Here is a 13,731-nt window from a genome sequence, read left to right as displayed (position 1 = left end):
ACCATGACCGAGGAATTCGCCGCCACCAGGATCGATCGCTACGTCGTCATCGGCGCCGGTGCGGTCGGCACCGCGCTCGCCGCGGGCCTGCAGGAGTCGGGACGGGAGGTCGTGCTGGTCTCCCGCGGTGCCACCCACACGGCGATCCGGGAGCGCGGCCTGCGCTTCACCCACGACGGCCGCACCCGCACCCTCGACGTCGAGGTGGCCGACGGTGCCGCCGGGGTCGAGCTGCGGCCGGGTGACGTGCTGGTGCTCGCGGTCAAGAGCCAGGACGCGTCGGCGACACTTGCCGAGTGGGCCTGGCGCCCGGTGACCGGAGGTGGGGTCGCGGCCGACCTGGCGATCGTGCTCACCCAGAACGGGCTCGACGCGGAGCGGGTCGCCCTACGCTACTTCGGATGCGTGATCGGTGGGGTCGCGTTGGTGGCCGCCCGGCACGTCGTACCCGGCGAGGTCGAGGTGGGGAACGCGCCGCGGATCGGTCAGTTGGTCATCGGCGCCTACCCCGGGCGCGCCGCGTCGGTGCCGCAGGCAGGCGCCGGCGCGTCGAGCCGGTCGAATCGGTCGAGCCGGTCGAGCGGCTACGCCGAGCAGGTCGCGGCGGATCTCCGCAAGGCGAACTGGCTCTGCCAGGCGGTACCGGACATCGAGCGCTGGCTCGCCTGGAAGGTGCTGAGCAACGTCACCTTCGCGCTCGCCGTGCTCGAAGGCCCGGAGCAGCGCCTCGCAGCCCTTCGCCAGCTGATCCTCGCCGAGACGAGGACGGTGCTCGCGGCCGCCGGCCACGACGTGGCAGATCCCGCCACCGAGCTGAGCCACGACCCCGGTGAGGCGGCCCTCTCGCCGTCGTACGGCGGTCATCGGCCGTCGACCTGGCAGAGCTTCGCCCGCGGGGCCGGCAGTGAGGTCGACTATCTCAACGGTGAGATGGTGCTGCTCGCCCGGCTGCACGGCCTGAGCGCTCCGGCCAACGCCGCGCTGCAACGCGTGCTCGGCCGCTCGGCGGCGCTCGGTGAGGCGCCCGGTGTCCATCACGTCGACGAGGTGCTGGCGCTGGCCGGCGGGTGAGGTCGCTAGACACCTCACCGGCCTATTCAGGGCGTCTCGGATCGGGCGGGTCGTGGAGGTGGGTGGTGCCGGTGGGGGTCTTGTGGTACGTGCGGTCGGTGGCGGAGGTCCAGAGGTAGTGGCCGGGGGCGAGCTTGTCGTAGCGCCAGTGGCCGTGGGTCTTGAGCCGGTGGTGGGTGCGGCAGAGGGGGGCGAGGTTGTCGGTGGTGGTCTGGGGGATGCCTGGTGTCGGCGCATCGGGCTGGTAGGCGATGACGTGGTCGAGGTCGGTGTGGGTGGTGGCTGTTCGGGTGCAGTAGGGGAAGGCGCAGATGGGTTCGGCGAGGAGGATCTGTTCGCGCATTCGCGGGGGTGGGATGTAGCCGGTGGTGTGGGTCTCGTGGTTGAGGTCGATGACGGGCCGGATGGTGAGTGGCGCGGTGGGGTCGAGGTCGTGGATCCAGCCGAGGACCTGGCCCAGGCTGAGGTGGGTCTTCAGGGTGGGGCAGTCGGCGATGCCGGTCAGGGCGCTGTCGGTGAGGTGGACGACCAGGTCGATGCCGCGGCGAGTGGTGCCCCGGCGCGACCGGTCCGTGTGTGCGGTGTGGGCCTTATGTGCCGTGGGGGAGGGCGTGGCGGGGTCTGGGGTGTCGCCGCGGGCGAGATGGCCCAGCGCTTTGGCGCGGCGTACGTCGAGGGAGTCGGTGTCGCCGGCGAGGTGGAGGTCGTGGGCGATCTCGGCGAGGACGTGGTTGAGGTCGGCGGCGTCGGCAGCGTCCAGGGTGGCCTCGAGGTAGGTCAGTGCCTGGTGTCCCTGGTCGAGTCGGTGGTCGGGGCCATGGAAGGAGACATGGCGGGTCTCGGCGGTCTCGGCGCGGCGTGCCTCGGCGGTCTCGGGGTCGTACAGGTCACGGGCCTGGTCGCAGATCCGGTCACACCGGATCGCGCCGACCTCGTGGGCCAGGGGTGCGATCTGGGCATCGACATAGGCCGCGGCCTGGTCGGTCAGGTCACCGGTGTGGCGGGTGATGAGCCGGGCCCGCCACACCGGGACCTCCCCGGCCTGGACCCGGGCCCAGGTGCGGGGCAACCGGTACCGGATCTCCAACACGTCGGCGAAGTAGACCCGCCCCGCCATGGTGGACCAGCCCAACGCCGCGGCGAACTCCGCGATCGCGAACTCCGAGACCCCCGCCGGACCCGGATACTCCAGCAGTCGATCATCCCCATCGACACCAGGCGCGACGTCGGGGTCACTCAACACGATGGAGTGCCGGGCGGCGTAGGCGACCGCGGCCTGCATGACCTCGACCTCCGCCCGCTGCGCCGCGCGTTGACTGGCGCACGCGACCTCGACCAGGTCGACGGTCGACTGTGAGCGAGACATACTTCATGATATCGAACAAATGTACGAAAAACAAGCGTGGCTGTGAGTATCCGCCACTGCGCTGGCGTTCGTGAGCATCGCCGAAGCCGCGTCGCTGGCGAGCGCGCAACCTTCCGCCGCGGCCGGTAGGAGCGCCCACGAAACCGTGAGTCACGGGAGCCTCGCGCGGAGCCCGGTCAGTGTCGCGCGGTACACCCGGGGCGGCCCTCGGCGCTAGCGGCCTCCGTCCGAGGGACCGGTCACGCCCACGCTGGGCGCCGCTACCCTGGCCGCGGGCAACGCCGGTTCAAGGTCGGGTCCGCGAGCGCTGCGGGTCAGGGTCCACCGGCCGAAGCTGAGCTACACCGGCGATGACGACTACGTCGCGGCCGGCCGGATGGTGCGGCTGCCGAAGTTCCACCGCGCGGGCACCAGGAAGAAGGTGACGATCAGGTACGCCGGCGACGCCCACGTCCACGGCGGGAGCGCGAAGGTGCGGGTCTCGGTCAGGCCGTGATCGCGTGCCGGGGGGTCGCCGGCTCCGGTGGGAAATGTAAGAACCCCGCTGGCGTCTCGGGTCACCAGCGGGGCAAGGACCACGTTACCTCACCGATCCTGGGTGCGCGCTGAGTTTCGCCTGACAATCTGCTGTCAGGTCGGCGCCGTCGAGTAGCGTGCCTGCATGAGGCGCCCACACGAGAACGTCGCGACCGTCCTGGTCGACCCCGGCGTGCTCGGCGACCTCGAGCTGGAGCTGATGACGCACGACCTCCAGCTCTGGCCGGTCAGGTCGGCGCCGATCTGCGTGGACGGCGAGCGGATGGCCTTCCAGGTCCGCCGCCGGATGCTGATGGCGCACCGTGGCAGCTGGGACGAGGCCGCGGACTGGGTGCCGGTGTGGATCGGGTTCGGGCCGAGCTGGCGCCGCGGCGACGAGCCGCTGCCCTGGGCGGCGCACCTGGCGCTGTGGGAGCTCCTGGACGCGCACGCCGATCGGGTCCGCTTCCAGCGTCGCCTCGGTGGCATCCCGCGGGTGCCTCGGCCCCGCGAGGTCGGCTAGCCGGACCAGCCAGCTGGGTCGGATGGCCGGTCCACCTCAGCCGGCCCGCGCCGCCGCCGGATCGCGGACGTCGATCTGGCGCCAGGTGGTGTCGACGGCGGGGAGCATCGTCACCGCCAGGTACGCCGCCGCGCAGATCAGCATCGCCGAGGAGAACCCGAGCGTGCTCACCAGGCCACCGCCGAGGAGGCCGCCGAACGGGATCAGCGCGTAGCAGGCGGCCACGGGGTGTGAGACTGGGGCCGTGCCCGCCCGACTCAAGCCCGCCGAGCCCGCCGAGGTGGCCGCGGCGCAGGCCCGACTGCGCGCCGGCTCGACGGCGCGCGCGGATCTGCGGCTGCTCACCAAGCACTACCTGGCGCTGCTGGAGGCCCGGGCGCCCGGGCGATCGGTCGAGGTGCGGGTCCCGCCGTACGCCGCGGTGCAGTGCATCGAGGGCGTCCGGCACACCAGGGGTACGCCGCCGGCGGTGATCGAGACCGACGCGGCGACCTGGATCGCGCTCGCCACCGGTGAGCTCGCCTGGGCCGATGCGCTCGATCGGGCGCTAGCGACGGCCTCGGGGGAGCGCACCGACCTGACGCCGTACCTGCCGCTGGGCTGAGAGCCGATAGCCTCGGGTCTCATGACTGGTTCGCAGATCAGCATCGATGAGCTCCGCAGGCGCCTGCCCGAGCTGCTCCCCGGGATCCGCCGTGACCTGGAGGAACTGGTCCGGATCGAGTCGGTCAGCGCCGACCCGGCGCGGGCCGGCGAGGTGGAACGGAGTGCGGCGCGGACAGCGGAGCTGTTCGCGGCCGAGGGGTTCGAGGTCGAGATCGTGCGCACCGAGCCGGGTGCGCCGCCCGCGGTGATCGGGGAGAAGAAGGGTCCCGAGGGCGCGCCGACCGTGCTGCTCTACGCCCACCACGACGTCCAGCCCGAGAACGACCACGCCGACTGGGACTCCCCGCCGTTCGAGCCGACCGAGCGCGGGGCACGCCTCTACGGCCGCGGGGCGGCCGACGACAAGGCGGGCATCGCCGGTCACCTCGGCGCCGTCCGGCTGCTCGCCGACGACCTGCCGGTCACCGTGCGGCTGTTCATCGAGGGCGAGGAGGAGGTCGGCTCGGACACTCTCCCGGAGCTGCTCGCGCTCCATCGCGACCGGCTCGCCGCCGACGTGATCGTCATCGCCGACTCCGGCAACTGGGACATCGGCGTCCCGGCGCTGACCACCAGCCTGCGCGGCCTGGTGCGGATGGACGTCGAGGTGCGCACGCTCACCCATGCGGTCCACTCCGGGATGTGGGGCGGACTGGTCCCGGACGCGGTGATGACGCTCTCCCGGCTGATCGCGAGCCTGCACGACGACCGTGGCGACGTCGCCATCCCGGGGCTGTACGCCGGCCCCGCGGCGGACGTCGACTACCCCGAGGACCGGCTGCGGGCCGAGTCCGGCGCGGTCCTGGGCCTGGAGTGGATCGGCAGCGGGTCCGCGGTCGAGCGGCTGTGGACCAAGCCGGCACTCTCCGTCACCGGGTTCGACGCGCCCAAGGTCGAGGGGGCCTCGAACACCCTGGTCCCGGCGGCTCGTGCCCGGATCTCGCTGCGGACCGCGCCCGGAGACACCGCCGAGAACGCCATTCGTGCCCTGCAGGCGCACCTGGCGGCCCACACGCCCTGGGGGGCGAGGCTGAGCACCACGGTGGTGGACACCGGCGAGGCCACCCGGATCGAGGCCACCGGACCCGCCTACGACGCCGCCCGGGCCGCGTTCACCGAGGCCTGGGACGGCACCCCGCCGATCGACATGGGGGTCGGCGGCTCGATCCCGTTCATCGCCGAGTTCCTCGACACCTTCCCCGACGCCAAGGTCCTCGTCACCGGGGTCGAGGACCCCGACACCCGGGCGCACGGCGCCAACGAGGGGCTGCACCTCGCCGAGTTCGAGCGGGTGCTGCTGGCCGAGGCGCTGCTGCTCGCCCGGCTCGCGGGGTAGCGGGCGCGGCCTCAGTCGGAGGTCGAGCGGGGGAAGGAGACCCGGAACCGGGAGCCCATCCCCGGGGTCGAGTCGACCTCGATGCTGCCGTGATGCCGCTCGGCGATCCGCTCCACGATGGTGAGTCCGAGGCCCAGCCCGGTGCCGCCGCGGGTGGCGCCACGGACGAACTCGCCGAAGATCGTCTCGGTCGCCATCTCCGGGATGCCGACGCCGGTATCGCTCACCATCAGCCGCACGGTGTCGTCCTCGGCGCTGTCGGCCACCTCCACGTGCACCCGGCCGTGCGGTGGGGTGGCCGCGATCGCGTTCTCGAGCAGATGGCCGACGAGCACGCCGAACTCGGTCCGATCGCCGCGTACGACGGCCGGGGTCGGCGGCGTGACCACGTCCAGCGCTATCTCGTGCTCCTGCACCGCCGAGCGGTACGGCGCGGTGATGCCGATCGCGACCAGCCCGAGGTCGACCGGGTCGCGCGCTGGCGGGACGCTGGGATCGCTGAGCCGGGAGAGCAGCAGCAGCGCGTCGATCATCTTCACCATCCGCTCGCCGCTCTGCTCGATAATGGCCAGCCCACGTTGCCAGGGCCGCGACTCGCGCTCGGAGCGCCGTACCTGCTGCAGGCCCTCGCTGAGCTGGATCAGCGGTGCCCGCAGCTCACGGCTGACCGTGTCGATGAGCCTGTTGTGTGCCCGGTCGGCGCGACGAAGCTGCTCGACCAGCGCCTTCTCCTCCAGGTAGGAGTTGTTGGCCTGGACCACCCGGGTGACGTCTCGACTCAGCTCCTGGATCTGGCGCACGTCCGCCGGGCTCCACGGCGGCCGGCCGGCGGCACGCAACAACACCAGGTGGCCGATCCGGGTGTCGTCACCCAGGGCGGCGACGAGCATCGAGTGGGCGGCGACGGAGTCCATGACCTCCGCGAGCACCCCGGCGTAGGGGGCGATGTCGGTGTTCTCGCTCAGCTGCTCCCGGGTGAAGATGGCCGTCCTCTCGGCCGTCAGCGGCCGAGCCAGGCTTGCCAGGGCGAGGGCGGTCTGCGCCGGCGAGGGTCGCCACTCGAGCTCCGGCGAGGCGTAGAACAGGGCATCGCCGTCCGAGCCCCGGGCGTCGATCCACAGGTGATCGGCGTCGGCGCCGCGCAGCAGCGCGTCGTAGCTGGCGTCGAGGACGTCTCCGATGGTCAGGTCGGCGGTGGAGCGGCGCAGGAACTCGCGCGCGTCCGCCAGGTTCCGGGCGCGCTCGGCCAGCTGGTCGCGCTCCAGGATCTGCAGGATCGCCGCGCGGGCCTGCTCCGCGAAGCGGTCCAGGATGCGCAGCTGGGCCGCGTCCGGCCGCCGGCCGCTGACCGGTTGGTCGATGGAGAGCAGGCCGACGATGGTGCCCTGCTCGTCGTGGATGAGGGCGTTCAGCGAGTCGAACGGACCCCAGCCGTCGGGGCCGACGGGCTCCACCTCGGGGTTCCACCACAGCCCGACCTCCTCGGGCGGCTCCGAGGGCGAGGTGAGCACGAACGAGCCGTAGGCGGTCTGGCCCTCCACCAGGTCGGCCAGCAGGGCGCTCGACCAGCGGGTGCCGACGATCTGCTCGGCGGTCTGCATCTGCCCGGTGACGCTCATCATCGGCTCGGTGGCGACCGCCACCACCTCGTAGTCGTCGCCGCGGCGGATGTTGATCGCCACCGACCGGAAGCCGACCAGGCTGGTGATCCCCTCGGCGATGAACTGCAGATCCGGATCGCCGGCGCTGACCGGGCCGAGCGGATCGGCGGAAGGCGGGCCGTCGCTCACGACACCCCCGCTTCCGGCTGCCCGACCCGCGGCAGCCGTACGACGAACGTGGTGCCCCGGCCGAGTGCGGAGTCGACCTCGACCGTGCCGCCCCGGCTGGTGACGATGCGCTCGACGATGGTGAGTCCCAGCCCGGTGCCGGGCTGGGCGAGCGCCTCGGGATTGGTGGTGCGGAAGAACTCGGTGAAGAGTCGTCGCTGATCGGACTCGGAGATCCCGATGCCGTGGTCGATCACCCGGAGCTCGACCAGGTCGGTGCCGTCCGCCTCCGTCGCCGCCACCCGGACGAGGATCGGCGCCCGGTCGTCGCCGGCGTACTTGACCGCGTTGGTGAGCAGGTTGAGGACCACCCGCTCGAGCTCGCCCGGCGCGGCCGCCACCCACAGCGGCGGTACCGGCAGCTCGAGCACGATCGACGGAGCATCGGGGATCGCCGCCAGCTCGTAGGCGCTGCGGACCGCCGCGCCCACGTCCACCGGCCGTGATGCCGGCAGCTGGTCGGGATCCGAGACCGCGGAGAGCATCGCCAGGTCGTCGACGATCCGCTCGGTCCGGTCGCGGTTGCGCATCATCACCAGCAGGGTGTCGGCGTACTCCTGCGGCGTCCGGGTCGTGGGGAGCACCTCGGCGTTCCACCCCAGCGCGGTCAGCGGGTTCTTCAGCTCGTGGGCGACGGTGGCGATCAGGTTGCTCTTGTGGCCGTTCAGCTCGCGCAGCCGGCGGGCCGCCGCCTGCTGACGCTGATAGGTCCGGGAGCGGTGCAGCAGTCGGCCGAGGTCGCTGCCCAGCTCGAAGGCCGCGGTCAGCTCGATCTCACTCCACGGCACCCCGCTCGCCCCGGCCAGCACCAGCGCGCCGTGACAGTCGTCCCCGGCACCGAGCGGCGCACAGACCAGTGAGGTCAGCGCGTGCGACCGGCTGAGCTCGCGCAGCTCGGCGATCCGCCCCGTCCGATTCAGGCTGCCGACCCTGGTGGTGCCGGTCTCGCGGTGCAGGTCCACGTGGCCGACCCGTTGCTCGGCCCACAGCCGGGCGGCGTCGGCGGCGCTCGGCACCAGGATGTGGCCGATCTCGCCGAGGTCGGCTCGGTCATCGGCCAGGCACCTGCGGATCCTGGTGCTGCCGTCCAGCTCGACGGTGAAGAACCACAGGCCGACGACGTGGAACACCTCGAGCAGCTGGGGCCCGATCCGGGTGATCATCTCGTCCGGGCCGAGATGGCGAGAGGCGTCGCGGACGATGTCGCGGGCGTGCTCGGCGAGTCGCAGCTGGCGGGCCAGGCCGCGCCGGGCGAGGGCGCGGAGGATCGCCTGCTCCGCCTGGGCGGCGTACCTGGCGAGGGTGGCGCGTCGCTCGGCGTCCGGCCGCCGGCCGTCGCGCGGCACGTCGACGGTGAGCGTCGCCCGCAGCCGACCCTCGGCATCGCGCAACGGGGCCACCAGGAGGTCGAGCGGGTGCCAGGCGCCGGGATCGTCGGTGGGCTCCAGGTCCGGCACCCAGCCCCACGGCTGACTCTCGCCGAGACGCTCGGCCGGCACGAACTTGAAGAGGCCCCAGTCGTCCGCCCTGGCCAGGTCCTCCGCCAGCACGCTGATCGGTGTCGGATGACGGAAGAGCGTCTCCCGAGCCGCCGCGCTGCCCGAGACGGCCACCGCCTGCAGGCTGTCGTCGCGCACGATGCTGACGCTCGCCACGCCGAAGCCGGCCAGAGCGGTGAGGCTGTCGATGATCAGTTGTACGTCGGCCAGGTTCTGCTCACCGGAGAGCTCCTGCGTCGGGACGAGCGACCGCTCCGTGGAGAGCTCCACGCCGGCGAGCTCGGAGACGAACGGCGTACCGGTCCCCGGGTAGGCCGGCGGCGCCGATGCCCCGCTGAGGGGCCCGGCGACAGGACCTGAGGTGGGGTCGAGGCTGCTGTCCGGCATCGGAGATTCAACGAATCGCTAGTGGGTTGTCATGAGGATGACGCTTGATCGCACCTCATCATGACGCCGAACCGTTGACCTGGCGTTTCGGAAAGAACGGGTGCTGAGGTTTCGGCGAGCGCCGGACGACCGCCTAGACTGGCCGTGTGGTCAACCACTCCAGGTCGCGCCGGCACGGCGGCGACGGACGGCTCACCGCGGCGCTCGACCCACATGACCTGGGGCCTCAGGACCAGTGCGGCGTGTTCGGCGTCTGGGCTCCCGGCGAGGACGTCGCGAAGCTCACCTACTTCGGCCTCTATGCCCTGCAGCACCGCGGGCAGGAGTCGGCCGGGATCGCGGTCAGCAACGGCCGCCAGATCCTGGTCTACAAGGACATGGGCCTGGTCTCCCAGGTCTTCGACGAGACGATCCTGGACACCCTGCAGGGTCACCTGGCCATCGGCCACGCCCGCTACTCCACCACCGGGGCGAGCATCTGGGAGAACGCCCAGCCGATCTTCACCCCGACCCCCGACGGGTCGGTCGCGCTCGGCCACAACGGGAACCTGATCAACGTCTCCGACCTGCGCTCCTGGGCGGAGCGGCTGCCGGCGCACGCGGAGGGTCGGCACGCGCCGGTCTCCACCAACGACACCTCGCTGCTCACCGAGCTGCTGGCCCACCACCCGGACAGCTCGCTGGAGGACCGGGCGCTGGAGATCCTGCCGAAGATCCGTGGCGCCTTCTCGTTGGTGTGGATGAACGAGGACACCCTGTTCGCGGCGCGCGATCCGCAGGGGATCCGCCCGCTGGTGCTCGGCCGGCTCGAGCGCGGCTGGGTGATCGCGTCGGAGGACGCCGCCCTGGCCACCGTCGGCGCGAGTGTGGTGCGGGAGATCGAGCCCGGCGAGATGGTCGTCATCAACGAGTCCGGGCTGCGCACCGTCCGGTTCGCCGAGACGGAGCGGCGCGGCTGCGTGTTCGAGTACGTCTACCTGGCCCGCCCGGACGCCACCATCTCCGGTCGCAACGTGCACGAGGCCCGGGTGGAGATGGGCAGGGTGCTGGCCCGGGAGTTCCCGGTGACGGCGGACCTGGTGATCCCGGTCCCCGAGTCCGGCACGCCGGCCGCCACCGGATACGCCGAGGAGAGCGGCATCCCGTTCGGCCAGGGGTTCGTGAAGAACTCCTACGTGGGACGCACCTTCATCCAGCCCTCGCAGACACTGCGCCAGCTCGGCATCCGGCTCAAGCTCAACGCGTTGGAGCACATGATCCGGGGCAAGCGAGTGGTGGTCGTGGACGACTCGATCGTGCGCGGCAACACCCAGCGTGCCCAGATCCGGATGCTGCGCGAGGCCGGCGCCGCCGAGGTGCACGTGCGGATCTCCTCGCCGCCGGTGAAGTGGCCCTGCTTCTACGGCATCGACTTCGCCACCCGTGCCGAGCTGATCGCCAACGGCCTGGACGTCGAGGAGATCGCGGCCTCGATCGGTGCGGACTCGCTGGGCTACATCTCCCTGGACGGCATGATCGGCGCCACCGGCCAGCGGCGCGACATCCTGTGCACCGCCTGCTTCACCGGCGAGTACCCGGTCGAGCTCCCCGACGAGAGCCTGCTCGGCAAGCATCTGCTCGAGGTGAGCCTGCGGTCCCCGTCGGCGGGCAAGGCGCTGCCTGTCCTCAACAACCCCTGACCCACCCGAGCCGTCCCCCGAGCCGCCCGCAGCGAGGAGCCGTCGTGACCGATCCCCAGACCAACGCCTATGCCGCGGCCGGCGTCGACATCGAGGCGGGAGACCGCGCGGTCGAGCTGATGAAGGAGTGGATCGAGAAGTCCCGGCGCCCCGAGATGGTCGGCGGCATCGGCGGCTTCGCCGGACTCTTCGACGTCTCCGCGCTCAAGGCCTATGAGCGCCCGCTGCTGGCCACCTCGGCCGACGGAGTCGGCACCAAGGTGGCGATCGCGCAGGCTCTCGACAAGCACGACACCATCGGCTACGACCTGGTCGGGATGCTGGTCGACGACCTGGTGGTGTGCGGTGCGGAGCCGCTCTTCGTCACCGACTACATCGCCACCGGCCGGGTGATCCCGGAGCGGGTGGCCGCGATCGTGAAGGGCATCGCCGAGGCGTGCGTGGAGGCCGGCTGCAGTCTGATCGGCGGCGAGACCGCCGAGCACCCCGGCCTGCTCGGCCCGGACGAGTACGACGTGGCGGGCTCGACCACCGGCGTGGTGGAGGCGGCCGACCTGCTCGGCTCCGATCGGGTCCGACCGGGGGACGTCGTGATCGCGATGGCCTCCTCCGGGCTGCACTCCAACGGCTACTCCCTGGTCCGTCGGGTGTTGCTCGCCGACGCCGGGCTGAGCCTGGCCCAGCACGTCGACGACCTCGGTCGCACCCTGGGGGAGGAGCTGCTCACCCCCACCCGGGTCTACGCCAAGGCCTGCCTGGCCCTGGCCCGCACGGCCGGCACCCATGCGATGTCGCACGTCACCGGCGGTGGCCTGGCGGCGAACCTGGAGCGGGTGCTGCCCGAGACCGTCTCGGTCCGCATCGACCGCGCGACCTGGACGCCGGCCCCGATCTTCGACCTGGTGCGACGCACCGGCGACCTCGGCGAGGCGGACCTGGAGGCCACCCTCAACTGTGGCGTCGGGATGGTCGCGCTGGTCGACCCCGAGTGCGCCGACGCGGCCTGTCGGCTGCTGGACGGCTTCGGCGTCGCCGCGTGGGTTGCCGGCGAGGTCACGGCCGCGCCGGGGGGATCGGTGGAGCTGGTCGGCGTACATCCGGGGTGGTAGTCCCGCCCGCCTCCCGGGTCGCCGGCCGGGCGTACCCGGCCGCAACGTGACGTTCGCGACGCGCGAACGTATTTTCGACACCCGAGTGTGCGATATCGAGGGTCGAGCAGGTAGCGTTGGCCCCACGAGAAATCTTTGAGTCAGCCCGGGATTCTTCCCGGCCAAGTGTGCGAGGGGGCTGGACCCTATGGGGCGCGGCCGAGCTAAAGCCAAGCAGACCAAGGTCGCGCGCGACCTGAAGTACCGGACTCACGAGACCGACTTCGGGGCGTTGGCGCGAGAGCTGCACGGCGAGCAGGACAACTCCGACCAGAGCGACGACTACGACGAGTGGTCGGATTACGAGGCTCCCTCCCGCGATTGACCCGGCCGGAGGTTCCGGCCGCCGGCGGTCCGTGGCTCAGCAGCGCCGCGACACCGCGACACGACGACGGCGCCATGCGTGCCGTACCCGGACAGCTCGCCACCGGTGGCGGTGCCGTCGAACGCGATGTGCCACCACTCCTCCCCGACCGGGACGAGGGTGGGCCACGGCAGGTTCGACGGGTACGCCGAGCGGAGCGTGCCGACCTGGCCGAAGTCGAGGTCGAAGCAGGGATACTGCGCGCGCCTGTCTGGTGGGTTGTCCCGGCCGTCGCTGGCCAGGATCCGCCAGCCCTCGGCGAAGCGTTGCAGGGTGGTGCCCTCGGTGGCGCGGCGGTCGGTCGCGGCCGCGCGCAGTCGGAGCTCGTCGAGGCTGGGTCCGGTCGCCAGCGCGGGATGGAAGTCGAAGTACCTGCGTGCGCTGACGAACCCGACCAGCCACTCCTCGGTCTCCTCGTCGCGCACCAGGTGCGGATCCCACACCCCGACCGAGTCCAGGCCCTCGGTGGGCAGCGCCAGCGGCCGGGCGTCGAGCACGTGCCGGCCGGCGAGCAGGTCCGCGGAGGTGGTCGCCAGGGTGACCGAGACCCGATCCCGCCGGCGGTCGGTGAACCCGCCCCAGGTGCTGGCCGCGACCAGCCAGCCGGCGGCGGGGTCGTGCACCAGGTGCAGCGCATGGTCGCCGTACACCCGGCCGTCACGGCGGAAGGTGATCTCGCTGAGCTGGTCGAGGCGTCCGGCGACCGGGTCGAGTGCCCACACCGAGGCGTGGGCGGTGGCGAAGAAGCCCGGACCGGCGCTGGTGGCGCTGAGCAGGATCCGCCCGTCCGGCCGGTACGGCGACCCGTCCGGCTCGGTCACCGCGCGCAGGTCGCGTAGGCCGAGCGCGCCGAAGGCGCCGGCGCGCAGGTGATGGGCGGCGCCGGTGTGGCTGACCCGGAGGCCGGCCAGCCAGTCCGGGTCACGGGTCGGGACCCCCAGGTGGGACAGGTCGACCCGACCGCGGGCGATCCAGCCGCCGCCGTCGTCGCCGAACGCGGTCAGCTGGGTGCCGGTCAGGGTGACCGCGAGCCGCCGCACGCGGGCCCCGGCGCGGCCGAACCGGCGCGAGCGATGCACGCTGCGGCCGCGCGGTGAGACGACGCTCAGCCGCAGCGACCGTCCGTCGCAGTCGGCGGCGAGCTCCATCTCGCCCGAGCGCCAGCCGAGCCGGACCGGGCCGTCGCAGTCGGCCACCGCTGCCGCGCTCGGCGCCGGCTGCGGGCAGGGGGTCGACGAGTGCCGGCCGGGGTCGTCCAGCTCGACCTGGGGGAAGGCGACCAGGTCGACGGGCCGCAGCCGCGCCGACTCCTCGAACCGGCCGGTGGGGAACGGGAGCGGTGGCACGTGCCCAGTCTCACCGAGCCGC

13 protein-coding genes are annotated in these 13,731 nt (G+C 72.3%); 7 read left to right on the top strand and 6 right to left on the bottom strand.

Annotated elements, in window-relative coordinates; genetic code table 11:
- Positions 1–3 precede the first annotated feature (3 nt).
- Complete coding sequence (locus QM638_RS15640; protein ID WP_415143280.1) at positions 4–1,071, top strand: ketopantoate reductase family protein; 1,068 nt, start codon at positions 4–6, stop codon at positions 1,069–1,071.
- A gap of 22 nt (positions 1,072–1,093) precedes the next feature.
- Here QM638_RS15640 and QM638_RS15635 read toward each other — a convergent pair whose 3' ends face one another.
- Together QM638_RS15635 and QM638_RS15630 are read right to left on the bottom strand one after the other, a co-directional pair.
- Complete coding sequence (locus tag QM638_RS15635; RefSeq protein WP_415143278.1) at positions 1,094–2,437, bottom strand: DUF222 domain-containing protein; 1,344 nt, start codon at positions 2,435–2,437, stop codon at positions 1,094–1,096.
- 357 nt (positions 2,438–2,794) lie between these two features.
- Positions 2,795–3,016 carry a hypothetical protein gene (locus tag QM638_RS15630; protein ID WP_415143276.1) on the bottom strand — a complete coding sequence of 74 codons (222 nt, stop codon included), beginning with the start codon at positions 3,014–3,016 and terminating at the stop codon, positions 2,795–2,797.
- Positions 3,017–3,098: 82 nt separating this feature from the next.
- Between QM638_RS15630 and QM638_RS15625 the strand changes: the two genes are divergently transcribed.
- On the top strand, positions 3,099–3,476 hold the full coding sequence (locus tag QM638_RS15625; RefSeq protein WP_415143275.1) for a hypothetical protein: 378 nt from the start codon (positions 3,099–3,101) through the stop codon (positions 3,474–3,476).
- A gap of 36 nt (positions 3,477–3,512) precedes the next feature.
- Here the strand turns inward: QM638_RS15625 and QM638_RS15620 are convergent, their stop codons facing one another.
- Positions 3,513–3,701: a hypothetical protein gene (locus QM638_RS15620; protein ID WP_415143273.1), complete on the bottom strand. Its 189-nt coding sequence runs from the start codon at positions 3,699–3,701 to the stop codon at positions 3,513–3,515.
- Between the two features lie 19 nt (positions 3,702–3,720).
- Between QM638_RS15620 and QM638_RS15615 the strand changes: the two genes are divergently transcribed.
- Together QM638_RS15615 and QM638_RS15610 are read left to right on the top strand one after the other, a co-directional pair.
- A complete protein-coding gene (locus QM638_RS15615) occupies positions 3,721–4,080 on the top strand; it encodes a sterol carrier family protein (protein WP_415143272.1) in 360 nt (119 codons plus the stop codon).
- A gap of 21 nt (positions 4,081–4,101) precedes the next feature.
- Positions 4,102–5,457, top strand: coding sequence for a dipeptidase (locus QM638_RS15610; RefSeq protein WP_415143271.1), 1,356 nt, complete (start codon positions 4,102–4,104; stop codon positions 5,455–5,457).
- An 11-nt stretch (positions 5,458–5,468) separates the two neighbouring features.
- Here the strand turns inward: QM638_RS15610 and QM638_RS15605 are convergent, their stop codons facing one another.
- Together QM638_RS15605 and QM638_RS15600 are read right to left on the bottom strand one after the other, a co-directional pair.
- Positions 5,469–7,247, bottom strand: coding sequence for a sensor histidine kinase (locus QM638_RS15605; RefSeq protein WP_415143269.1), 1,779 nt, complete (start codon positions 7,245–7,247; stop codon positions 5,469–5,471).
- On the bottom strand, positions 7,244–9,172 hold the full coding sequence (locus QM638_RS15600; protein WP_415143267.1) for a sensor histidine kinase: 1,929 nt from the start codon (positions 9,170–9,172) through the stop codon (positions 7,244–7,246). The genes QM638_RS15605 and QM638_RS15600 overlap by 4 nt, the downstream gene beginning before the upstream one ends.
- A 146-nt stretch (positions 9,173–9,318) precedes the next feature.
- On the opposite strand from QM638_RS15600, the gene purF reads away from it, so the two are divergent.
- From purF to QM638_RS15585, 3 genes are all read left to right on the top strand, one after another.
- Positions 9,319–10,851, top strand: a complete 1,533-nt coding sequence (gene purF / locus QM638_RS15595) for an amidophosphoribosyltransferase (RefSeq protein WP_415143266.1) — start codon at positions 9,319–9,321, stop codon at positions 10,849–10,851.
- A 44-nt stretch (positions 10,852–10,895) separates the two neighbouring features.
- A complete protein-coding gene (purM, locus tag QM638_RS15590) occupies positions 10,896–11,960 on the top strand; it encodes a phosphoribosylformylglycinamidine cyclo-ligase (protein ID WP_415143265.1) in 1,065 nt (354 codons plus the stop codon).
- A gap of 187 nt (positions 11,961–12,147) precedes the next feature.
- A complete protein-coding gene (locus tag QM638_RS15585) occupies positions 12,148–12,324 on the top strand; it encodes a DUF3073 domain-containing protein (RefSeq protein WP_415143263.1) in 177 nt (58 codons plus the stop codon).
- Here QM638_RS15585 and QM638_RS15580 read toward each other — a convergent pair.
- On the bottom strand, positions 12,300–13,709 hold the full coding sequence (locus QM638_RS15580) for a hypothetical protein (RefSeq protein ID WP_415143261.1): 1,410 nt from the start codon (positions 13,707–13,709) through the stop codon (positions 12,300–12,302). The two genes, QM638_RS15585 and QM638_RS15580, sit on opposite strands and share 25 nt — an antisense overlap.
- Positions 13,710–13,731: the final 22 nt, after the last annotated feature.

Origin of the sequence: Nocardioides sp. (genome assembly GCF_047606145.1) — a bacterium.
Lineage (GTDB): Bacteria > Actinomycetota > Actinomycetes > Propionibacteriales > Nocardioidaceae > Nocardioides.
Note: the sequence above shows the minus strand (reverse complement) of the source record. Positions and strands in the feature narration are given on the sequence as shown.

What these genes read in the sequence shown, in the direction of transcription:
- QM638_RS15640 (WP_415143280.1), top strand. Translation starts at nt 4, where the DNA reads ATGACCGAGGAATTCGCCGCCACCAGGATCGATCGCTACGTCGTCATC.
- QM638_RS15635 (WP_415143278.1), bottom strand. Translation starts at nt 2,437, where the DNA reads ATGTCTCGCTCACAGTCGACCGTCGACCTGGTCGAGGTCGCGTGCGCC.
- QM638_RS15625 (WP_415143275.1), top strand. Translation starts at nt 3,099, where the DNA reads ATGAGGCGCCCACACGAGAACGTCGCGACCGTCCTGGTCGACCCCGGC.
- QM638_RS15610 (WP_415143271.1), top strand. Translation starts at nt 4,102, where the DNA reads ATGACTGGTTCGCAGATCAGCATCGATGAGCTCCGCAGGCGCCTGCCC.
- QM638_RS15600 (WP_415143267.1), bottom strand. Translation starts at nt 9,172, where the DNA reads ATGCCGGACAGCAGCCTCGACCCCACCTCAGGTCCTGTCGCCGGGCCC.
- QM638_RS15585 (WP_415143263.1), top strand. Translation starts at nt 12,148, where the DNA reads ATGGGGCGCGGCCGAGCTAAAGCCAAGCAGACCAAGGTCGCGCGCGAC.